At 61.2% G+C, this 20,488-nt stretch carries 17 protein-coding genes; 7 read left to right on the top strand and 10 right to left on the bottom strand.

Annotated features, from left to right (window positions below; translation table 11 throughout):
* Positions 1-165: 165 nt before the first annotated feature.
* Entirely contained in the window at positions 166-1,320 is a 1,155-nt protein-coding gene (gene argE, locus AACY50_RS22170) for an acetylornithine deacetylase (protein WP_339539179.1), read from the bottom strand.
* Positions 1,321-1,476: 156 nt separating this feature from the next.
* On the opposite strand from argE, the gene AACY50_RS22165 reads away from it, so the two are divergent.
* Positions 1,477-2,847, top strand: coding sequence for a CYTH domain-containing protein (locus tag AACY50_RS22165; RefSeq protein ID WP_339539178.1), 1,371 nt, complete (start codon positions 1,477-1,479; stop codon positions 2,845-2,847).
* A gap of 93 nt (positions 2,848-2,940) precedes the next feature.
* On the opposite strand, the gene AACY50_RS22160 is transcribed toward AACY50_RS22165, so the two are convergent.
* Positions 2,941-3,405, bottom strand: coding sequence for an Lrp/AsnC family transcriptional regulator (locus AACY50_RS22160; RefSeq protein ID WP_221734057.1), 465 nt, complete (start codon positions 3,403-3,405; stop codon positions 2,941-2,943).
* Between the two features lie 126 nt (positions 3,406-3,531).
* Here AACY50_RS22160 and AACY50_RS22155 point away from each other — a divergent pair, with 126 nt between their 5' ends.
* From AACY50_RS22155 to AACY50_RS22135, 5 genes are all read left to right on the top strand, one after another.
* Positions 3,532-3,870 carry a hypothetical protein gene (locus AACY50_RS22155; RefSeq protein WP_339430423.1) on the top strand — a complete coding sequence of 113 codons (339 nt, stop codon included), beginning with the start codon at positions 3,532-3,534 and terminating at the stop codon, positions 3,868-3,870.
* 92 nt (positions 3,871-3,962) lie between these two features.
* Positions 3,963-5,747, top strand: a complete 1,785-nt coding sequence (locus tag AACY50_RS22150; protein WP_339430424.1) for a GspE/PulE family protein — start codon at positions 3,963-3,965, stop codon at positions 5,745-5,747.
* A gap of 91 nt (positions 5,748-5,838) precedes the next feature.
* Positions 5,839-6,759, top strand: a complete 921-nt coding sequence (locus tag AACY50_RS22145; RefSeq protein WP_339430425.1) for an SPFH domain-containing protein — start codon at positions 5,839-5,841, stop codon at positions 6,757-6,759.
* Positions 6,760-6,762: 3 nt separating this feature from the next.
* Positions 6,763-7,206 (top strand): NfeD family protein, encoded by a 444-nt coding sequence (locus AACY50_RS22140; protein WP_339430426.1) that lies wholly within the window; start codon positions 6,763-6,765, stop codon positions 7,204-7,206.
* A 66-nt stretch (positions 7,207-7,272) separates the two neighbouring features.
* Positions 7,273-7,593, top strand: coding sequence for a DUF2388 domain-containing protein (locus AACY50_RS22135; RefSeq protein ID WP_339539187.1), 321 nt, complete (start codon positions 7,273-7,275; stop codon positions 7,591-7,593).
* Positions 7,594-7,775: 182 nt separating this feature from the next.
* Here the strand turns inward: AACY50_RS22135 and gcvP are convergent, their stop codons facing one another.
* Complete coding sequence (gcvP, locus tag AACY50_RS22130; protein ID WP_339539177.1) at positions 7,776-10,649, bottom strand: aminomethyl-transferring glycine dehydrogenase; 2,874 nt, start codon at positions 10,647-10,649, stop codon at positions 7,776-7,778.
* Positions 10,650-10,807: 158 nt separating this feature from the next.
* Here gcvP and AACY50_RS22125 point away from each other — a divergent pair, with 158 nt between their 5' ends.
* Positions 10,808-11,950, top strand: coding sequence for a DegT/DnrJ/EryC1/StrS family aminotransferase (locus AACY50_RS22125; protein WP_339539176.1), 1,143 nt, complete (start codon positions 10,808-10,810; stop codon positions 11,948-11,950).
* 54 nt (positions 11,951-12,004) lie between these two features.
* On the opposite strand, the gene gcvH is transcribed toward AACY50_RS22125, so the two are convergent.
* The 7 genes from gcvH to pepP form a co-directional block, all read right to left on the bottom strand.
* On the bottom strand, positions 12,005-12,388 hold the full coding sequence (gcvH, locus tag AACY50_RS22120) for a glycine cleavage system protein GcvH (RefSeq protein ID WP_339430429.1): 384 nt from the start codon (positions 12,386-12,388) through the stop codon (positions 12,005-12,007).
* 48 nt (positions 12,389-12,436) lie between these two features.
* Complete coding sequence (gene gcvT, locus AACY50_RS22115) at positions 12,437-13,519, bottom strand: glycine cleavage system aminomethyltransferase GcvT (RefSeq protein ID WP_339464659.1); 1,083 nt, start codon at positions 13,517-13,519, stop codon at positions 12,437-12,439.
* Between the two features lie 156 nt (positions 13,520-13,675).
* Complete coding sequence (locus tag AACY50_RS22110) at positions 13,676-15,292, bottom strand: ABC transporter permease (protein WP_339430431.1); 1,617 nt, start codon at positions 15,290-15,292, stop codon at positions 13,676-13,678.
* A 157-nt stretch (positions 15,293-15,449) separates the two neighbouring features.
* Positions 15,450-16,454 carry an extracellular solute-binding protein gene (locus tag AACY50_RS22105; protein WP_339464658.1) on the bottom strand — a complete coding sequence of 335 codons (1,005 nt, stop codon included), beginning with the start codon at positions 16,452-16,454 and terminating at the stop codon, positions 15,450-15,452.
* A 176-nt stretch (positions 16,455-16,630) separates the two neighbouring features.
* Complete coding sequence (locus AACY50_RS22100) at positions 16,631-17,848, bottom strand: 2-octaprenyl-3-methyl-6-methoxy-1,4-benzoquinol hydroxylase (RefSeq protein WP_339430501.1); 1,218 nt, start codon at positions 17,846-17,848, stop codon at positions 16,631-16,633.
* A 109-nt stretch (positions 17,849-17,957) separates the two neighbouring features.
* The gene (ubiH, locus tag AACY50_RS22095; protein ID WP_339430433.1) at positions 17,958-19,145 is read right to left on the bottom strand and encodes a 2-octaprenyl-6-methoxyphenyl hydroxylase; all 1,188 of its coding nucleotides are present in this window, start codon (positions 19,143-19,145) and stop codon (positions 17,958-17,960) included.
* Positions 19,142-20,476, bottom strand: a complete 1,335-nt coding sequence (gene pepP / locus AACY50_RS22090; RefSeq protein ID WP_339430434.1) for a Xaa-Pro aminopeptidase — start codon at positions 20,474-20,476, stop codon at positions 19,142-19,144. The genes ubiH and pepP overlap by 4 nt, the downstream gene beginning before the upstream one ends.
* Positions 20,477-20,488: the final 12 nt, after the last annotated feature.

Here is a 20,488-nt window from a genome sequence, read left to right as displayed (position 1 = left end):
ATAGCAGCCGGAAAAAAGGGCGAAACGGAAAACGCACAGCGGGCTGGTGGTTATCGTCGGAACAGGCTTGGCGACACGCGCGCTCTCCTCATGAATACGGGTTGGGATGTTGGCAATTTACAGCGTTTGATCGGACAAAACACAGCCCGCTCCCGCAAGGAGACATCAGGGTTTGTCCGGGCTCAGGCAGTAATGTTCAATCAACTGTCGCAATAGATGCACGGTAGGCTGCAAACGTGACATTTCAAGGTACTCGCCGGGCTGATGCGCACAAGCGATGTCGCCAGGGCCGAGCACGATGGTTTCGCAGCCCAGGCGCTGAAGATAAGGCGCTTCGGTGCCAAACGCTACTGCTTCGGCACGGTGACCGGTGAGCTTTTCGGCAATACGCACCAATTCGACATCTTCAGCCTGCTCGAACGGCGGCACCTCCGGGAACAACGGTTTGTAGTCGATCTTCACCTGATGCCGTTCGGCGACCGGGTTGAGCTTGCGCAGAATCTCGGCGCGCAGCACGTTCGGGTCCATGCCCGGCAACGGGCGCAGGTCGAATTCCAGGGAACACTGGCCGCAGATACGGTTGGGGTTGTCGCCGCCATGGATGCAACCGAAGTTCATCGTCGGTTGCGGCACGCTGAACTGTGGGTTGTTGAATTCACGCTGCCACAGCAGGCGCAGGCCACGCAGTTCGCCGATGGCATCGTGCATCGCTTCGAGGGCGCTGTGGCCCAGGCGCGGATCCGACGAATGGCCGCTCTGCCCGAGAATGTCGATGCGCTCCATCATGATGCCTTTGTGCATGCGGATCGGCTTGAGCCCGGTCGGCTCGCCGATCACGGCAGCACGGCCCAGCGGCCGCCCAGCCTCGGCCAGCGCACGGGCGCCGGACATCGAGCTCTCTTCATCGCAAGTGGCGAGGATCAGCAGCGGTTGCTTGAACGGTTGGTCGAGCAGCGGGCGCACGGCTTCGATGATCAGGGCGAAGAAGCCCTTCATGTCACAACTGCCCAGACCGACCCAGCGGCCATCGACTTCGGTGAGAGTCAGCGGATCGGTCTGCCACAACGCATCGTCGTACGGCACCGTGTCGCTGTGCCCGGCCAGCACCAGCCCGCCGGGGCCGCTGCCGAAACTGGCGAGCAGGTTGAATTTGCCGGGAGTGACCTGCTGGATATCACAGCTGAAACCCAGATCACCCAGCCAGCCGGCAAGCAGATCGATGACCGCCCGGTTGGACTGATCCAGGCTCGGTTGGGTGCAGCTGACCGACGGCGCGGCAATCAGCGCAGCGAACTGGTCTTTCATGGACGGCAAAGGCATCGCTGACTCCAACTCCCGAATTGAAGTCCATCATAGAACCATCCGGCGCCAGGAATAAACCGCCGCAGGGCGTAGGACGAATCAGTCCTGTACACTGCACGGCCTTGGCAGCCACACATTCCCCCGGCTGCGCTCCCGATCCTGGATTTTCCGGCCATGCAGAAAGAAACCGAAATCAAACTCCGCGTCAGCCGCGAAACCCTCGCTGCCCTGCGCGAGCACCCGCTACTGAAAAAACGTAACAAAAATGGCTGGGAACGCCGTGAGTTGATGAACCAGTACTTCGACACCCCCGAGCGCGACCTGGCCCAGGCCAAAGTTGCCCTGCGCCTGCGCAAGGATGGCGATGAGGTGATTCAGACCCTCAAGACCCGTGGCCAGAGCGTCGCTGGTCTGTCCGAGCGCAATGAATACGACTGGAACCTGCCGAAAGCCAAGCTCGACGTGAAGAAACTCGACGGCGAATGCTGGCCCGAGGAACTGGCCGAACTGGACAAGAAAACCCTGAAGCCGATCTTCACCACCGATTTCGTTCGCGAGCGCGCCGAAATCGCCTGGGGCCGTGGCAAGAGCAAAGTGGTCATCGAAGCCGCGCTGGATCTGGGCCACGTCGTGGTCGGCAAACAGAAAGAAGAAATCTGCGAGCTGGAGCTGGAACTGCGCGAAGGCGAGCCTGCCGCGCTGCTGGAACTGGCCGCCGAACTGGCCGAAACCCTGGCTCTGATGCCGTGCGACATCAGCAAGGCCGAGCGTGGCTACCGTCTATATGACGCCAACAGCTACTCGCTGAGCCTGCCGGCGCCGCAACTGACAACCGAAACGCCACTGGACGACGCCTTCGCCGCGCTGTGCTGGCACTTGCTCGGCAGCAGCCAGCGTCTGGCTGAACAGTACCGTTTCAACGGTCACTGGCGCCTGTTGCTGGACTGGGTCGAAAACCTGGCGGAAATACGCGCCCTGCTCAGCAGCCTCGGTCAGGCTGCGCCGCGTCCATCGACCCACGACCTGCGCGTCGCGCTGGATGCATTGCTGGAAGACTGGCGTCCGCTGGTTCAGGCCGGTATCGAAGACGAAGACGTGCGCAAAGCCGCGCCGGAGCAGTTCCTCGAAGAACTCCAAGACCCACGCTGGGGCCTGTTCTCGCTGAACACCTCGCGCTGGTTGCTGGCCCGCACCTGGACCGCCGAGCGCAACACGCGTGGCAATCGTCAGGGTGGCGCGCAGTTGCACAGTTGGTTGCCGCGCCTGTTGGGCGAAGAAGCCACGTCCCTGCAATTGCAGCGCTATCAGCAACAGCCGGAAGATCTGGCCGAGCAACTGCCGCGTATCGAGCGCATTCAGGTCTGGCTGCACCACGCGCGCAACGTGCTGGAGATCCCGGAAATGGATCGCCTGTACGGCGAGCTGAACAAACTGGCGCAACTGGCCAACGAGCCGACCATCACTGACGAATTGCTCGATGCGCGCAAGCAGCAGGCGATTGCGGTTTATCAGAATCGCGCGTGGAAAATGCTGCTGCGCATGTAACACCGCTTTCGCGAGCAGGGTCGCACACAGGGAAACTCATTCCAAATGTGTGCGAGCCCGCTCGCGAAGAGGCCATTACAGACGCCTGAAAACTCAAACCGGCAGGCTCGTTGTGGACTTGATCTCTGACAACGCCACAATCGAGTTCACTTCCTGAATCCCCGGCACCAGCGACAGCTTCTCGAAGAAGAACCGCTCATAGGCCTCGATGTCCGCCGCAACAATGCGCAGCAGAAAGTCGACCGCGCCCATCAGCACATAACACTCCAGCACTTGCGGAAAACCACGAATCGCTTCGGTGAATTCGGTGAAGTTCGAACGCCCGTGCGCATTGAGTTTGATCTCGGCAAAGATCTGCGTGTTCAGGCCGATTTTCTTGCGATCCAGCAACGTCACCTGTCCGCGAATGATCCCTTCCTCCTTCATCCGCTGAATCCGCCGCCAGCACGGTGATTGCGACAGCCCCACCTGTTCGGCGATCTGCGCACTGGACAGCGAAGCGTCCTCTTGCAGCAGGGCGAGAATCTTGCGGTCGTAGCCGTCCAGTTCGCTATGCATAAAAAAACCTCAAATAGACAACTTTGCGAATTGATCTTCCCGATCAACCGCCATTAACGCTAATCATAGATAAGAAATACCCGGCACCGAATGTAAAAATTCCTCCAGCGATTTTGGAGACTCGTCATGCCGCACCTCGAAGCCGTAACCCCCCCACCCACCCGCGCCGACGTCTGGAACGTCAGCAACGCCCATTGCCTGGCGCACTATCAGATCCTCGCCGAGGCCGAGCCGGATTTGCTGGTGCGAGTGCTGAACCTGTTCGCACTGCAATTGCTCACGCCCGAGCAGGTCAACGTGCAGCGGCTGGACGATCTGCTGTCGATCGACCTGATCATGGGCGGCCTGAGCTGGCATCGCGCTCAGGTCATCGCGCAAAAGCTTCGTAACCTGATCAGCGTCTGCTCGGTGAATCTGCAAAACGCCGACAGCGCGTGGGAGGCGCCAGCGCAGGCTGCCGGCTGACAAATCCGGCAACGGCTTCGTCGGGTAGTGGCCCAACGGTCTGCCGGGCCGCGACTATCCTTTGGCGCAACGTCGCTTAAAAGGAAGCCCGCATGTCCGTTCAACTCGCTATTCAGGACCGCTGGCTGGAACTCAACGATGTGCTGCGCGAACTGGTCGCCCAAGGCTTCATCAGCCAGGACTCGGCGGAGCAGGCGCTGATTGCGCGCCGCCGTCATGCCGCCCACGGTCAGATACACCCGCTGGAGTTCATCGCCAGCCAACAACTGGACGACCTCAGCCGTCCGGGCAAGCACCTCGATCTTGAAAGCCTGACCCTGTGGCTGGCGCAGCAGGCCGGCCAGCCGTACCTGCGCATCGATCCGCTGAAGATCAACGTCGCCGCCATCACCCCGCTGATGTCCTACGCCTTTGCCCAACGGCACAAGATCCTCGCGGTTGGAGTCGACCGCGACTCGGTGACCGTGGCCAGCGCCCAGCCCTATGTGAACGGCTGGGAAGCCGACCTGACTCACGTACTGAAGCTGCCGATCAGACGGGTGGTCGCCAACCCGGTAGATATCCAGCGCTTCAGCGTCGAGTTCTTTCGCCTGGCCAAATCGGTCAGCGGCGCGAGCAGCGGCGATCAGCAGAACGGTAACCTGGGCAACTTCGAGCAACTGCTCAACCTCGGTGCCAGCGATCAGGAGCCGGACGCCAACGACGCGCACATCGTCAACATCGTCGACTGGCTGTTCCAGTACGCCTTTCAACAGCGCGCCAGTGATATCCACATCGAACCGCGCCGCGAGCAAGGCACGGTGCGTTTTCGCATTGATGGGGTGCTGCACAACGTCTATCAATTCCCGCCACAGGTGACGATGGCGATTGTCAGCCGCCTGAAAAGCCTCGGCCGGATGAACGTCGCCGAAAAGCGCAAACCCCAGGACGGCCGGGTCAAGACCAAGACCCCGGACGGCGGTGAAGTCGAGTTGCGGTTATCAACGCTGCCCACCGCGTTTGGCGAAAAAATGGTCATGCGCATCTTCGACCCGCAAGTGCTGCTCAAGAACTTCGATCAGTTGGGTTTTTCCGCCGACGACCTGCGCCGCTGGCAGGACATGACCCGACAGCCCAACGGCATCATTCTGGTCACCGGGCCGACCGGTTCGGGCAAGACCACCACGCTGTACACCACGCTGAAGAAGCTGGCGACGCCGGAGGTCAACCTCTGCACCATCGAAGACCCCATCGAAATGGTCGAGCCGGCATTCAACCAGATGCAGGTGCAGCACAACATCGATCTGAGTTTCGCCGCCGGGGTGCGCGCGCTGATGCGGCAAGACCCGGACATCATCATGATCGGCGAGATCCGCGACCTCGAAACCGCCGAAATGGCGATTCAGGCTGCACTGACCGGGCACCTGGTGCTGTCGACCTTGCACACCAACGACGCACCGAGTGCGATCAGCCGTTTACTCGAACTGGGCGTACCGCATTACCTGATCAAAGCCACCGTACTCGGGGTCATGGCGCAACGACTGGTGCGCACCTTGTGCCCTCATTGCAAGGCGCCGCTGACACTCGAAGATGAGGACTGGCAAACCCTGACCCGCCCCTGGCAGGCGCCGCTGCCGGGCAGTGCCCATCGCGCCATCGGTTGCCTGGAGTGCCGCGACACCGGTTATCGCGGCCGCGCGGGGGTCTACGAAATCATGCAACTGAGCGACAGCCTCAAAGCCTTCATCACCCCGGACACCGACCTCACTGCGATCCGCCGCCAGGCGTTCAAGGAAGGCATGCGCAGCTTGCGCCTGTCCGGCGCACAGAAAGTGGCGGCAGGGTTGACGACGATTGAGGAGGTGCTGCGGGTGACGCCGCAGAGCGAGCACAAATAATCAGATTGCCATCAAGCTGTTCTTAAGCCCGGGCCACGCCGTTACACTGGCGCCATCGCAACCCCATTGATCCATCCAACAAGGAATCGTTATGCAGACCGGAAGTGTGCTTTTACTGTTTGTGGCCCTGGCAATCGCCATTCTGTTCATGGGTTTCAAAGTCGTGCCCCAGGGTTTCGAGTGGACGGTCGAGCGCTTCGGGCGCTACACCAACACCCTCAAACCTGGCCTGAACATCATCATTCCGGTGATGGATCGTATCGGTCGCAAGATCAACGTGATGGAAAGCGTGCTGGACATCCCTCCTCAGGAAGTCATCACCTCCGACAACGCCACGGTGCAGATCGACGCCGTGTGTTTCTTCCAGGTGGTCAACACGGCCCAGGCCGCCTACGAGGTGAACAACCTCGAACACGCCATTCGCAATTTGCTGCAGACCAACATCCGCACTGTGCTCGGTTCCATGGAGCTGGACGCCATGCTCAGCCAGCGTGACAACATCAACGAACGGCTGCTGCGCACCGTCGACGAAGCCACCGCCCCCTGGGGCATCAAAATCACCCGGATCGAAATAAAGGACATCAGCCCGCCCGCTGACCTGATGGCTGCCATGTCCGGACAAATGAAAGCCGAACGTATCAAACGTGCGCAGATCCTCGAAGCCGAGGGCCTGCGAGCCTCGGCGATCCTCACCGCAGAGGGCAAGAAGCAGGCACAGATTCTGGAAGCCGAAGGTAGCCGTCAGGCCGCGTTTCTTGAATCCGAAGCCCGCGAGCGCCAGGCCGAAGCCGAAGCCCAGGCGACCAAAGTGGTGTCCGAAGCCATCGCCGGCGGCAACGTACAAGCGGTCAACTATTTCGTCGCGCAAAAATACATCGACGCACTGGGCAAACTGGCCTCGGCCAACAACAGCAAAGTCATCCTCATGCCACTGGAAGCCAGTTCGATGATCGGCGCGGTGGGTGGGATTACCGAAATTGTCAAAGCGACTTTTGACGGCAAGAAGGTCTGAGTCATGCCGACCGAACTGTTCACCTTCTGGAGTTGGCTGGGGCTGGGCACGGTGTTCCTGATCCTCGAAGTGTTCGGGGCTGGCGGCTATCTGTTGTGGATCGGCATGGCGGCTGCCGCTGTCGGGGTCACAACGTTTGTCTTGCCGACGCTGCCGTGGGAAATCCAGCTGGTGCTGTTTGCGCTGTTTTCGATCCTGACCGCGCTGTATTGGTGGCGACGCCAACGCACCGCGGTGCGTCGCAGTGATCAACCACTCCTGAACCTGCGGGGGCAGGAATTGATCGGCAACGTGTTCGTGGTCAGCGAAGCGATTGCCGACGGTCACGGCAAGATCAAGGTTGCTGATGGCGTGTGGATCGCCAGAGGGCCTGATACACCGGTTGGCGAGCGTGTTCGCGTGACCGGGCAACAAGGCGCGATTTTGTTGGTTGAGCATGCCGAATGATTGCGTACGGAACCGGATCGGGAAAATGACGATCCAACGCCGTAGTTAACCCCCAGGAGTCACCTCATCATGCGTCTCAAACTTGCTGTCGCCACGCTGGCCTTGCTGTCCCTTCCCGTTGGTTCGGCCATGGCGGACAGCTTTTGGCGTAACGTCGTTTCGTCCGGTGCTACCACCGGTTCGACTTACCTGACCTTCAAGGATCACAAATTGATCGTCGCGGCACAGGACGATGCCGGCAGTTTCGTTGCCAGTGACGGCGGCATTCGCGGTCCGTATCTGGAAGCAGCGATGCAGAAAGTCCGCGCCGACAACCCGGGCCTGCAAGCGACGGACATGGAATTGGCGAATGCGATTCTGGCGAAGAACGCCGTGGCTTCCGAATAAGCCTTTCGCCCACAAAAATGCCGCTCGATTGGGCGGCATTTTTTTGCTCGCTATTTCACATTCACCATAGAACCCTGTGGGAGCAGGCTGGCTCGCGAAGGCGTCAACCCAGCCAATATCTCTACTGACTGACACAGCGCTTTCGCGAGCCAGCCCACAGTGGATCCGGTTCAACCGTCAGTTCAGCGGTAGTCGTCCACCGGTACGCAGGCACAAAACAGGTTGCGATCCCCGTAAACGTTGTCCACCCGATTCACCGCCGGCCAATACTTGTGCGCTTTGGTATGGGCATCCGGGGTGATGCCCTGCTCGATGCTATAGGGCCGTTCCCACACCCCGGTGACATCCGCCAACGTGTGCGGCGCATGCTTGAGCGGATTGTCTTCGGCCGGCCAGTTGCCATTTTGCACTTCGTTGATTTCGGCGCGGATGCTCAGCATCGCGCCGATGAAGCGGTCCAGTTCAGCCTTGGATTCACTCTCGGTCGGTTCAACCATCAACGTACCCGGCACCGGGAACGACATGGTCGGCGCATGGAAGCCGTAGTCCATCAAACGCTTGGCGACGTCTTCCTCGCTGATACCGGTCTGCGCTTTGAGTGGCCGCAGATCGAGAATGCATTCATGGGCTACCCGACCGTTGCGTCCGGTGTACAGCACCGGAAAAGCACCGGATAAATGCTGGGCCAGATAATTCGCCGCCAGAATCGCCACCTCGCTGGCGTCCGCCAGTTGCGGCCCCATCATCGCGATGTACATCCAACTGATGGGCAGAATGCTCGCACTGCCCCACGGCGCCGCGCTCACGGCGCCGTTCTGCGCCATTGGCCCGTCAATCGGCACCACCGGATGATTGGCGACGAACGGCGCCAAGTGCGCGCGAATGCCGATCGGCCCCATACCCGGCCCGCCACCGCCATGGGGAATGCAAAAGGTCTTGTGCAAGTTCATGTGCGAGACATCGGCGCCGATGTCTGCTGGCCGCGTCAGTCCAACCTGCGCATTCAGGTTGGCGCCATCCATGTACACCTGACCGCCGTGCTGGTGGATAACCTCGCAAATCTCGCTGATGCCCTCCTCGTACACGCCGTGGGTCGACGGATAGGTCGCCATCAGGCACGACAGCTTATTCCCCGCCTCGGCGGCTTTGGCCTTCAAGTCCTCCAGATCAACGTTACCCGCGTCATCACACTCGACGATCACCACGCGCATTCCGGCCATCTGCGCCGAGGCCGGGTTAGTGCCGTGGGCCGAGGACGGAATCAGGCAGATATCCCGCGCGCCCTGTTGACGACTCTCGTGATACTTGCGGATCGCCAGCAGCCCGGCGTACTCGCCCTGAGCCCCGGAGTTGGGCTGCATGCAGATTGCATCGAACCCGGTGATCGCGCACAACCAGCGCTCCAGCTCCTCGATCATCAAGGTGTAACCGACCGCCTGTTCTCGCGGCGCAAACGGATGCAGGTGGGCGAACTGTGACCAGGTGATCGGGATCATCTCGCTGGTGGCGTTGAGCTTCATGGTGCAGGAGCCCAGCGGGATCATCGACTGGTTGAGCGCCAGATCCTTGTTCTCCAATTGCTTGAGGTAACGCAGCATCTCGGTTTCGCTGTGATGGGCGTTGAACACCGGATGACGCAGGTAAGGCGTGTTGCGCTGGAGCGGAACGGGTATGCCGGAAAGCAGCACTTCAGCGTCAAGATCGTCAACGATCAGCCCATGATCGGCACCCAGCAGCACATCAAAAAGTTTGGCGACGGTGCGTTCGTCACAGGTTTCATCGAGGCTCAGACCGACTCGGCCACGGCCAAGAATCCTCAGGTTGATCTGCGCCGCCTGAGCACTTTCGATGATCGCGGTTTGCGCGCCGCCCACCTCCAGCGTCAGCGTGTCGAAAAACTGTGTGTTGACCCGGTTGATGCCGTGACGCTCAAGACCGGCGGCAAGAATGCAGGTCAGCCGATGCACGCGCTGGGCGATCCGTTTCAAACCTTCCTGCCCGTGATAGACCGCATAGAAACTGGCGATGTTGGCCAGGAGAACCTGCGCGGTGCAGATATTCGAGTTGGCCTTCTCGCGGCGGATATGTTGTTCGCGGGTTTGCAGGGCCATGCGCAACGCCACGTTGCCCCGGGCGTCTTTCGACACCCCGATGATCCGCCCGGGAATCGCCCGTTTGTATGCCTCGCGACTGGCAAAAAACGCGGCGTGCGGGCCGCCGTACCCCATAGGCACGCCAAAGCGCTGGGATGAGCCGAACACCACATCCGCGCCCAGTTCACCCGGCGGCGTCAGCAACAGCAAACTCAGTAAATCGGTGGCGACACAGGCCAGTGCCTGTTGCGCATGCAGGTGATCGATCAACGGCCGCAGATCACGGATCTCGCCGTGCGTGTCGGGGTATTGCAGCAGCGCACCAAACACTTGGTGCTGCTTCAAGTTATCCACAGCGTCGACGATCACTTCAAAACCGAAGCCCTCGGCGCGGGTCTGCACAACGGAAAGGGTTTGTGGATGACAGTTTTCGTCGACGAAAAACAGATTGCTCTTGGACTTCGCCACGCGCTTGGCCAACGCCATGGCTTCCGCTGCCGCCGTGGCTTCGTCGAGCAGCGAGGCATTGGCCAGTTCGAGGCCGGTGAGGTCGATGGTCAGTTGCTGGAAATTCAGCAGCGCTTCGAGCCGGCCTTGGGCGATCTCCGGTTGATAGGGCGTGTACGCGGTGTACCAGCCGGGATTTTCCAGCACGTTGCGCAGGATGACGGTCGGCGTGAGGGTGCCGTGGTAGCCCATGCCGATCAGGCTGGTCCAGACCTGATTTTGCTCGGCATAACCGTGCAACCTGGCCAGCGCCGCTTGCTCATCGAGGGCTGGCGGCAAATCCAGCGCACGATTGAGGCGGATACTCGGCGGCACGGTTTGCTCGATCAGTTCGATCCGACTGCCGAGCCCCAGGCTGTCGAGCATCGCCTGCTGCTCGGCGGCATCGGGGCCCAAGTGACGGCGCAGGAAGGCATCTGGATCACGTAACTGGCTCAGGGACGGCAATTGGGACATGACGGGCTCTCTCTTGGCTGGCGCTCGGCGTCAATGCAACACGGTCAAACCAGCATAGCAGTCGATATCGACGCGCACGGCTTGGCGCCGACGGCGGTTTCGGGCCATGCTGTGGCGCGCCTGCCTCAGGCATCCAACCAGCGGATGATCGACGCCCCATGAGCCAACTGCCATTCCTGCCGTTTTCCAAACCCGTTATCGATGAAGCAACGATTGCCGCTGTAGGCGACGTGCTGCGCTCCGGCTGGATTACCAGCGGGCCGAAAGTTCAGGCCTTTGAAGCGCAGCTCTCGCAATACTTTGGCGGGCGCCCGGTGCGCACGTTCAACTCCGGCACCTGCACCATGGAAATCGCCTTGCGCATTGCCGGCATCGGCCCGGGCGACGAGGTGATCACCACACCGATTTCCTGGGTGGCCACGGCCAATGTAATCCTTGAAGTCGGCGCCACGCCTGTGTTTGCCGACATCGACCCGATAACCCGCAACATCGACCTGGATCAACTCGAAGCCGCCATTACACCGCGTACCAAAGCGGTGATTGCGGTGTATCTGGCCGGTTTGCCAGTGGACATGGATCGCCTGTACGCCATCGCCGCCAAACACAATCTGCGCATTGTCGAAGACGCGGCTCAGGCCCTGGGTTCGAGCTGGAATGGCCAGCGCATTGGCGCAACCGGCGACTTCGTGTCGTTCAGCTTTCAGGCGAACAAGAACGTGACCTGCTCCGAGGGCGGTTGCCTGGTGCTGAACACGCCCGAGGAAGCACGGCTGGCGCAGAAGTACCGCTTGCAGGGCGTGACCCGCCATGGTTTCGACGGTCTGGACGTCGACGTGCTCGGTGGCAAATTCAACATGACCGACATCGCCGCCGCCATCGGCCTTGGTCAATTCGCCCATATCAAGGCGTTGACCGCCCATCGACGTGAACTGGCCCGACACTATTTCAAATGCTTCGGCGAGGATTTCGAAACCACCTATGGCGCGCAATTACCGCCCGCGGATTTCGAGAACAGCAACTGGCACCTGTTTCAGTTGGTATTGCCGGAGCGCCAGGATGGCTTGCCGGCGCGGGCCACGTTCATGGAGCAGATGCAGGCGCGTGGCATTGGCATCGGCTATCACTACCCGCCGATCCACTTGCTGAGCCTGTACCGCGAGCGCGGCTTCAAGGAAGGAACGCTACCTGTGGCCGAGCGGGTCGGGCGACTGATTGTGTCGCTGCCGATGTTCACCACCATGACCATGGAAGATGTCGAGCGCTCGGTGGCGGCAGTGAAAGCCGTGTTGGGCGGCGCCTGACGATCGCCCACCAAAAAGCCCCGACGGATCGGGGCTTTGGGTATTGCGTTTGGTTTACTCGCCGATGACAGCCTTGTAGGCCGCTGCATCGAGCAGTTTTTCCAGATCAGCGGTGTCGCTTGGCTTGAGCTTGAAGATCCACGCGCCATACGGATCGGAGTTGAGCAGTTCCGGCGAGCCGCTCAGCTCTTCGTTGACGGCAATCACTTCACCGCTGATCGGGGCGTAGATGTCGGAAGCCGCTTTCACCGATTCGACCACACCGGCCTGATCTTCAGCCGCAAACACTTTGCCCACGTCGGTCAGCTCAACGAACACCACGTCGCCCAGCGCTTCCTGCGCGTGATCGCTGATGCCCACGGTAACGGTGCCGTCAGCTTCCAGACGCGCCCACTCATGACTTTCGGCAAAACGCAGTTCAGCGGGGATATTGCTCATGCTCGGTGTCCTCAGGAAATTGTCAGCGGTCGTGCCCGCCGGAAAAGGTTAGATCAAAGTTTTGCCATGGCGCACGAAGGTCGGTTTGACCACGCGAACCGGATACCACTTGCCACGGATTTCCACTTCGGCGCGATCGGCGGTGGCCATCGGAACACGCGCCAGGGCAATCGATTTGCTTAGCGTAGGAGAGAAACTACCACTGGTGATCTCCCCTTCGCCAACATCGGCGATACGAACCACTTGATGAGCGCGCAAAACACCGCGTTCTTCCAGCACCAGGCCGACCAGTTTTTGCGCAATGCCAGCGGCTTTTTCCGCCTCAAGCGCCGCGCGGCCAATGAACTGACGCGATGCCGGTTCCCAGGCAATGCTCCAGGCCATGTTCGAGGCCAGTGGCGAAACGTCTTGGTGAATGTCCTGACCGTAGAGGTTCATCCCGGCTTCAACACGCAAAGTGTCGCGGGCGCCCAGGCCGATCGGAGAAATGCCGGCGCCGACCAGATCGTTGAAAAACGCTGGCGCCTGATCCGCTGGCAGGGCGATTTCCAGACCGTCCTCACCGGTGTAACCGGTGCGCGCAATGAACCAGTCGCCGTCAGCGTAAGCTTCGAAAGGTTTGAGGTGCTGGATCAGCGTGGCGCGGGACTGGGTCACCAGTTCGGCAATCTTGTGTCGGGCTTGCGGGCCTTGAATGGCGAGCATCGCCAGCTCTGAACGTTCGTGCAATTGCACGTCGAACCCGTCCAGTTGCGCCTGCATCCAGGCCAGATCCTGATCGCGGGTGGAGGCGTTGACCACCAGGCGATAACCGTCGTCGAGGCGATAGACGATCATGTCGTCGACGATGCCGCCACGCTCGTTGAGCATGGTGCTGTACAACGCACGGCCGGGGCGGTGCAGGCGTTCGACATCGTTGGCCAGCAAATGCTGGAGCCAGGCCTTGGCCTGAGGACCATCAACGTCGATAACGGTCATGTGGGACACATCGAACACCCCGCAATCGCGGCGCACTTCGTGATGCTCCTCGACCTGCGAGCCGTAATGCAGTGGCATGTCCCAACCGCCAAAATCGACCATCTTCGCGCCGAGGGCGAGATGCAGGTCATACAGAGGCGTACGCTGTCCCATGGGTTTCTCCTTCCGGGCGTGGCGAAGGTGCGGACAGCCGCTGCACGGCGCTCAAGCCTTGAAATAGAAGGCTTTCAGCCGAGTTCAGCGAACGGGTCTGTCAGACGATCCGCACCGAATGCCGCGCATTGTAGCCGCATGATTCAGGACTGACGACTAAGTGTTTCTGTGTGCAGAACGTCTGATCAGGCCAATGACCGGCAACAACCCGACCAGAACCAGGGTCAACGCCGGTAATGACGCCCTCGCCCACTCCCCTTCACTGGTCATCTCGAAGATCCGCACAGCCAGCGTATCCCAGCCAAACGGGCGCATCAGCAGGGTCGCGGGCATTTCCTTGAGCACATCGACGAACACCAGCAACGCCGCGCTCAGCGTCCCGGGCAACAACAACGGCAGATACACTTTGAAAAACAGTCGTGGCCCACTGACACCCAGGCTACGTGCCGCTTCGGGCAAAGAGGGCCGTATACGCGCCAGGCTGTTTTCCAACGGGCCATAGGCCACAGCGATAAACCGCACCAGATACGCCATCAGCAACGCTGCCAGACTGCCGAGCAACAATGGTTTGCCTGCGCCACCGAGCCAGCCGGAGAGCGGAATCACCATTTCCCGGTCCAGATAACTGAACGCCAACATGATCGATACCGCCAGCACCGACCCCGGCAAGGCGTAACCGAGATTGGCCAGACTCACCCCGGAACGAATCGCCCGAGTGGGTGCCAGACGCCGGGCGAAGGCCAGCAGCAACGCAACGCTGACGGTCATCAACGCCGCCATCCCCCCCAGGTACAGGGTGTGAATGATCAGTCCGACGTAGCGCTCATCCAGATCGAAGCGTCCGCGCTGCCAGAACCAGACGATCAGTTGCAACAGCGGAATGACGAACGCGCAGGCGAAAACCAGTCCACACCAACTCATTGCCGCGAACGCCTTCAACCCACGCAAGTGATACAACGCCTTGACCCGCGGCCGCTCGTTGCCCGCCCGGTTGGCCCCTCGCGCGCGGCGCTCGCCATACAGCACCAGCATCACCACCAACAACAACAGGCTGGCCAGTTGCGCAGCGCTCGACAGGCTGAAGAAGCCGTACCAGGTTTTGTAAATGGCGGTGGTGAAGGTGTCGAAGTTGAACACCGACACCGCGCCAAAATCGGCGAGGGTTTCCATCAGCGCCAGTGCCACGCCGGCACCGATGGCCGGACGCGCCATCGGCAACGCCACGCGCCAGAACGCTTGCCACGGTGATTGGCCAAGCACCCGCGCCGCTTCCATCAGCCCTTTGCCCTGCGCGAGGAACGCAGTGCGCGCCAACAGGTAAACGTAGGGATAGAAAACCAGCACCAGCACCACAATCACCCCGCCGGTGGAACGCACCCGCGGAAGCCGCAGGCCCGAACCGAACCACTCGCGCAGCAGGGTTTGCACGGGGCCGGCGAAATCAAGCAGGCCGACAAAGACAAACGCCAGCACGTAGGCCGGGATGGCGAACGGCAACATCAGCGCCCAGTCCAGCCAGCGTCGCCCTGGGAATTCGCACAGGCTGGTGAGCCAGGCGAGGCTGACGCCGAGCAGCGTCACCCCGACACCGACGCCCAGCACCAGCGTCAGGGTGTTGCCCAGCAGGCGCGGCATCTGGGTTTGCCACAGGTGCGACCAGATCTGCTGGTCGATGCTCTGCCATGAGAGCAGCAACACGCTCAGGGGCAACAGCACCAGCGCAGCAATGGCGAAGACGATGGGATACCAGCGGCGTTGGACGGGGTGGGCCACTTTTGGCTCTCTGAGGGCTAAATGATTGTGCCCACGCTCTGCGTGGGCACACATCTTATGAGGTTCCGCGTCAGGGTTTCAGCAAATCGACGCGCAGCGTCGGGGGCTGCGTTCCACCCGGAGCGTGGGCACGATCAACGGTGAGCAAGCAACAGACTCAGTTCCAGCCGGCACGATCCATCAACCGAATCGCTTCAGCCTGGCGCTTGCCTGCCACTTCCACCGGCAAGGTGTCAGCCACGAACTTGCCCCAGGCTGCCACTTCTTCGGACGGCGCCACCGCCGGGTTGGCCGGGAACTCCTGGTTCACGTCGGCAAAGATCTTCTGAGCCTCAGGGGTGGTCATCCACTCGACCAGCGCCTTGGCCGCCTCAGGGTGCGGCGCATGCTGGGTCAGACCGATGCCCGACAGGTTGACGTGTACGCCGCGATCGGCCTGATTCGGCCAGAACAGTTTTACCGCCAGATCCGGCTTCTGCTTGTGCAGACGGCCGTAGTAGTAAGTGTTGACGATGCCAGCATCGCATTGCCCGGCGTTGATCGCTTCGAGCACCGCGACGTCGTCGGAGAAGACGTCGGTGGACAGGTTGTTGACCCAGCCCTTGAGGATTTCTTCGGTCTTCGCTGCGCCATGGACTTCGATCATGGTGGCGGTCAGCGACTGGTTATAGACCTTCTTCGCGGTGCGCAGGCACAGGCGGCCTTCCCAGTTTTTGTCGGCCAGCGCTTCGTAGGTGGTCAGTTCGCCCGGTTTCACCCGTTTGGTGGAATAGGCGATGGTCCGCGCACGCAGGCTCAGGCCGGTCCAGGCATGGGTGGACGAGCGGTATTGGGCGGGAATGTTGGCATCGATGGCTTTGGAAGTGAACGGCTGGAGAATGCCCATTTGCTCGGCCTGCCAGAGGTTGCCGGCATCGACGGTCAGCAACAGGTCGGCGGTGGCGTTTTCGCCTTCGGCCTTGATGCGCTGCATCAGCGGCGCTTCCTTGTCGGTGATGAACTTGATCTTCACCCCGGTCTTGGCGGTGTAGGCATCGAATACCGGTTTGATCAGTTCATCGATACGCGAGGAGTAAACCACTACCTCGTCGGCGGCCTGGGCGGTGGCGGTGCCGATCAGGGTCAAGGCCAGTGCGGTCAGAAGACGCTTGGGTGCCAACATGGGAGTGATCTCTCGGTCGGAAAAGGTGGGCCAAATGATAAGGACTCACATTTAGGTTCTCAATCGAACACTTTCCCAAGGAGTTACCAGATGTTGCGCAGCCTGTAACTTGTGCTGTCGGTTCTGCCCCCTTCGCGAGCAAGCTCGCGAAGGGGGCAGTAGCCTCAATGAAAATCTCAGGGCTTGGCGAGGGCCGGAAGATCACCGGTCAGGCCGAGGGCCTCACGTACAAACAGCGCCTTGGCCTCCGGCATCTGTTCAACCAGCTTCAACCCGGCATTGCGCAACCAGCGCACCGGCAACGGATCGGCCTGGAACAACCGTTCAAAGCCTTCCATCGCCGCCATCAGCGCCAGATTGTGTGGCATGCGCCGACGCTCGTAACGGCTCAGCACTTTCACATCGGCCAGACGCTCGCCGCGCTCCGCCGCTTGCAACAGGACTTCAGCCAGCACCGCCGCATCAAGAAAGCCCAGGTTCACGCCTTGCCCGGCCAACGGGTGAATGGTGTGTGCGGCATCGCCGATCAGCGCCAGGCCTTCGGCCACATAACGCTTGGCGTGACGCTGACGCAGCGGCACGCACAAGCGTGGATCAGCACTGATCACGTCGCCAAGTCGACCTTCAAAGGCGCGTTCCAGCTCGCGGCAGAAATCTGTCTGATCCAACGCCATCAGACGCTCGGCCTCACTTGGCGTGGTCGACCACACGATCGAGCACCAATCCTGCTGCCCGTCACGCTCCAGCGGCAGAAACGCCAGCGGCCCGTGATCGGTAAAGCGCTGCCATGCGGTCATCTGATGCGGTTGGCTGCTGCGCACGCTGGTGACGATGGCGTGATGCAGGTAATCCCACTCGCGAGTGGCCACGCCTGTCAGGCGGCGCACCGCCGAGTTGGCACCATCGGCCGCGATCACCAACGGCGCGCGCAATTGACGGCCATCGGCCAGGGTCAGCAACCAATCGTCACCCGAGCGGCGCATCTGCTCCAGTCGGGCGTTGGCCAACATGCCCAGGTCGCAGTCATGCAAGCGGTCGAGCAAGGCATCCTGCACTACGCGGTTTTCGACGATATGGCCAAGCACATCGGCATGCACGCTGCTCGCCGAAAAATGGATCTGCCCGGTGCCGCTGCCGTCCCAGACATGCATGTCGGTGTAAGGGCTGCTGCGTCGTTTGGCGATGCCGTCCCACACGCCAAGGCGTTCGAGAATTCGCTGGCTGGCGGCCGATAGCGCACTCACCCGCGGTTCAAATGCCGCGTCGGCATCGAAGGGTTTGACGCTCAGCGGGCTGCCGTCGAGCAGCAGGACTTCCAGCCCGCTGTCCTGCAACGCCAGCGCCAAAGCGCTGCCGACCATTCCGGCTCCGACAATCAGCAGATCTGCGCGCATTTCCATGCTTTAAGCCTGTCTCGCTTGCGGCTTGAGCCGCACGTAAAGGGTTTTACCGACCACGCCAGTTGGCGGCGCGATCCTGAAAGTGAAAGTGCCGGCCAGCCGCTCAAGCATCCGGACGCGTTCCCAAACCCATAGCCTGACGGGCAAACCAGCGCTTGGCCGGGGGCAGCAGATCAAGGCCGAGCAAACCGATGTTGCGGCCTAACGACACCAAAGGCTGGGAACTGCCGAACAAACGCGTGACCTGATCGGAGAAACCCACCGTCAGGTCTTGATCCAGACGCTGGCGCTCGCGGTACGCCTGTAACGTGGCGAAGTCGCCCAGCGGTTGGTCACTGCCGAGCAAGGCGCAAGCCAGGGCATCGGCATCACGCAATGACAGGTTGAAGCCTTGCCCGGCAATGGGATGCAGGCTGTGCGCAGCGTTGCCAAGCACGGCCAGATGCGAGCGCACCTGCTCTTCGGCCTCCACCAGCGACAGCGGATACAAATGTCGTGCACCGACCTGCTTCAAGGTGCCGAGGCGATAGCCGAACACGCCCTGCAACTCACTGAGGAAGTCGCGCTCGCTCAGGTCGGCCAGCCGTTGCGCATCCATGCCCAGACGAGTCCAGACCAGTGCGCAGCGGTTTTCCGGCAGCGGCAGCAGTGCCATAGGGCCTTCGTCGGTGAAGCGCTCGAAGGCCATGCCGTTATGCGCTTCGCTCGGAGTGATGTTGGCGATCAGCGCGCTCTGGTTGTACGGACGCTTGCGCACGTTGATGCCCAATTGCTCGCGCAGGCCCGAGCGACCGCCATCGGCCAACACCGCGAGGTCGCATTCAAGGGTGGTTTCATCGTTGAGGGTCAGGCGATAGCCGTCGGGCAGCGGCTCCATCCGCGTGACTTCAGCCGGGCAGCGCCAACTGATCACTTCTTTATCTATGTGCTGCCACAGGCACTGGCCGAGCCAGGCGTTTTCCACCACGTACCCGAGCGCTGGCACGCCCTCTTCCATCGCCGACAAACGCGCGGTGGAGAAGCGCCCACGGTCAGACACATGAATCTGTTTGATCGGCTCGGCGCGGCGGGAGATTTCCTGCCAAACGCCCAGCCGTTGATAAATCTGTCTTGAGCCGAAGGACAGCGCCGACGAGCGCGCGTCATAGCTTGGCTGCCAACTGTCGCCGGGGGCGAACGGCTCGATCAGGACAATTTTCCAGCCGCGGGCCTTGGCTCCGGCCTGCAGGGCCAATGCCAGACTGGCACCGACCAGGCCGCCACCGATGATTGCCAGATTGACTCGACTCATGCTGCGTGTGTCCGTGCTTGCGCCATCAGCGCTTCGATGTCGGCGACGGTTTTCGGTACGCCGCGGGTCAGGATTTCACAGCCACTCTTGGTCACTACCACGTCGTCCTCGATGCGTACGCCAATGCCACGCCATTTCTTCGCTACGTTCTGATTGTCCGGGGCGATGTAGATGCCCGGCTCCACGGTCAGCGCCATGCCGACTTCCAGCACGCGCCATTCACCGCCGACCTTGTACTCGCCAACGTCGTGCACATCCATGCCCAGCCAGTGGCCGGCGCGGTGCATGTAAAAGGCTTTATAGGCTTGGCTGGCGATCAACTCGTCAACCTCGCCCTGCAGCAAACCCAGTTTCACCAGACCTGTAGTGATCACCCGAACCGTGGCTTCGTGTGCCTGATTCCAGTGCTTGTTCGGGGCGATTTCGGCGAAGGCGGCTTCCTGGGAGGCCAGCACCAGTTCGTAAATCGCTTTCTGCTCGGGCGAAAACTTGCCGTTGACCGGCCAGGTGCGGGTGATGTCGCTGGCATAGCAGTCGATCTCGCAACCGGCGTCGATCAGCACCAGATCGCCATCCTTGAGCAACGCGTCATTCTGCTGGTAATGCAGGATGCAGCTGTTGCGTCCGGCGGCGACGATCGAACCGTAGGCCGGCATCTTCGCCCCGCCCTTGCGAAATTCGTAATCCAGTTCGGCTTCGAGGCTGTACTCGTAGAGCCCGGCGCGGCTGGCCTGCATCGCGCGAATGTGCGCCTGGGCCGAGATTCGTGCCGCTTCGCGCATCACCTTCACTTCTGCCGCCGATTTATACAGGCGCATGTCGTGCAGTAGATGATCCAAAGCAACGAATTCGTTCGGCGGCTGGGCGCCGAGGTGCGCCTTGGAGCGGATCACGTTGATCCAGTCCATCAGGTGCCGATCGAATTCAGGGTTGCTGCCCATCGCCGAATACACCCGGTCGCGGCCTTCGATCAGGCCCGGCAGGATGTCGTCGATGTCGGTGATCGGGAAAGCGTCGTCGGCACCGAAGTCGCGGATCGCGCCTTCCTGACCGGCGCGCAAGCCGTCCCACAATTCGCGTTCGGCGTTGCGCTCACGGCAGAACAGCAGGTATTCGCCATGCTCGCGGCCGGGCATCAGGACGATCACGGCCTGAGGTTCGGGAAACCCGCTGAGGTATTGGAAATCGCTGTCCTGACGGTAGACGTGCTCGACGTCGCGGTTGCGGATGGCAACTGCGGCGGCGGGCAGGATCGCGATGCTGTTGGGTTCCATCTGCGCCATCAGGGCCTTGCGGCGACGGCTGTATTCCGCTTTCGGGATATGGGTCATGGGCAGATGGTC

Source organism: Pseudomonas sp. RA_15y_Pfl2_54 (genome assembly GCF_963971015.1).
In the GTDB taxonomy this organism is placed as follows: Bacteria; Pseudomonadota; Gammaproteobacteria; order Pseudomonadales; family Pseudomonadaceae; genus Aquipseudomonas; species Aquipseudomonas baetica_A.
Note: the sequence above shows the minus strand (reverse complement) of the source record. Positions and strands in the feature narration are given on the sequence as shown.

Excerpts from the sequence above, each read along its gene's own strand:
- AACY50_RS22155 (WP_339430423.1), top strand. The coding sequence starts at position 3,532 with ATGCCGCACCTCGAAGCCGTAACCCCCCCACCCACCCGCGCCGACGTC.
- AACY50_RS22125 (WP_339539176.1), top strand. The coding sequence starts at position 10,808 with ATGAGCCAACTGCCATTCCTGCCGTTTTCCAAACCCGTTATCGATGAA.
- AACY50_RS22165 (WP_339539178.1), top strand. The coding sequence starts at position 1,477 with ATGCAGAAAGAAACCGAAATCAAACTCCGCGTCAGCCGCGAAACCCTC.
- AACY50_RS22105 (WP_339464658.1), bottom strand. The coding sequence starts at position 16,454 with ATGTTGGCACCCAAGCGTCTTCTGACCGCACTGGCCTTGACCCTGATC.
- ubiH (WP_339430433.1), bottom strand. The coding sequence starts at position 19,145 with ATGAGTCGAGTCAATCTGGCAATCATCGGTGGCGGCCTGGTCGGTGCC.
- AACY50_RS22100 (WP_339430501.1), bottom strand. The coding sequence starts at position 17,848 with ATGCGCGCAGATCTGCTGATTGTCGGAGCCGGAATGGTCGGCAGCGCT.
- gcvP (WP_339539177.1), bottom strand. The coding sequence starts at position 10,649 with ATGTCCCAATTGCCGTCCCTGAGCCAGTTACGTGATCCAGATGCCTTC.
- argE (WP_339539179.1), bottom strand. The coding sequence starts at position 1,320 with ATGCCTTTGCCGTCCATGAAAGACCAGTTCGCTGCGCTGATTGCCGCG.
- AACY50_RS22150 (WP_339430424.1), top strand. The coding sequence starts at position 3,963 with ATGTCCGTTCAACTCGCTATTCAGGACCGCTGGCTGGAACTCAACGAT.
- gcvH (WP_339430429.1), bottom strand. The coding sequence starts at position 12,388 with ATGAGCAATATCCCCGCTGAACTGCGTTTTGCCGAAAGTCATGAGTGG.
- AACY50_RS22140 (WP_339430426.1), top strand. The coding sequence starts at position 6,763 with ATGCCGACCGAACTGTTCACCTTCTGGAGTTGGCTGGGGCTGGGCACG.
- AACY50_RS22145 (WP_339430425.1), top strand. The coding sequence starts at position 5,839 with ATGCAGACCGGAAGTGTGCTTTTACTGTTTGTGGCCCTGGCAATCGCC.
- pepP (WP_339430434.1), bottom strand. The coding sequence starts at position 20,476 with ATGACCCATATCCCGAAAGCGGAATACAGCCGTCGCCGCAAGGCCCTG.
- AACY50_RS22160 (WP_221734057.1), bottom strand. The coding sequence starts at position 3,405 with ATGCATAGCGAACTGGACGGCTACGACCGCAAGATTCTCGCCCTGCTG.
- gcvT (WP_339464659.1), bottom strand. The coding sequence starts at position 13,519 with ATGGGACAGCGTACGCCTCTGTATGACCTGCATCTCGCCCTCGGCGCG.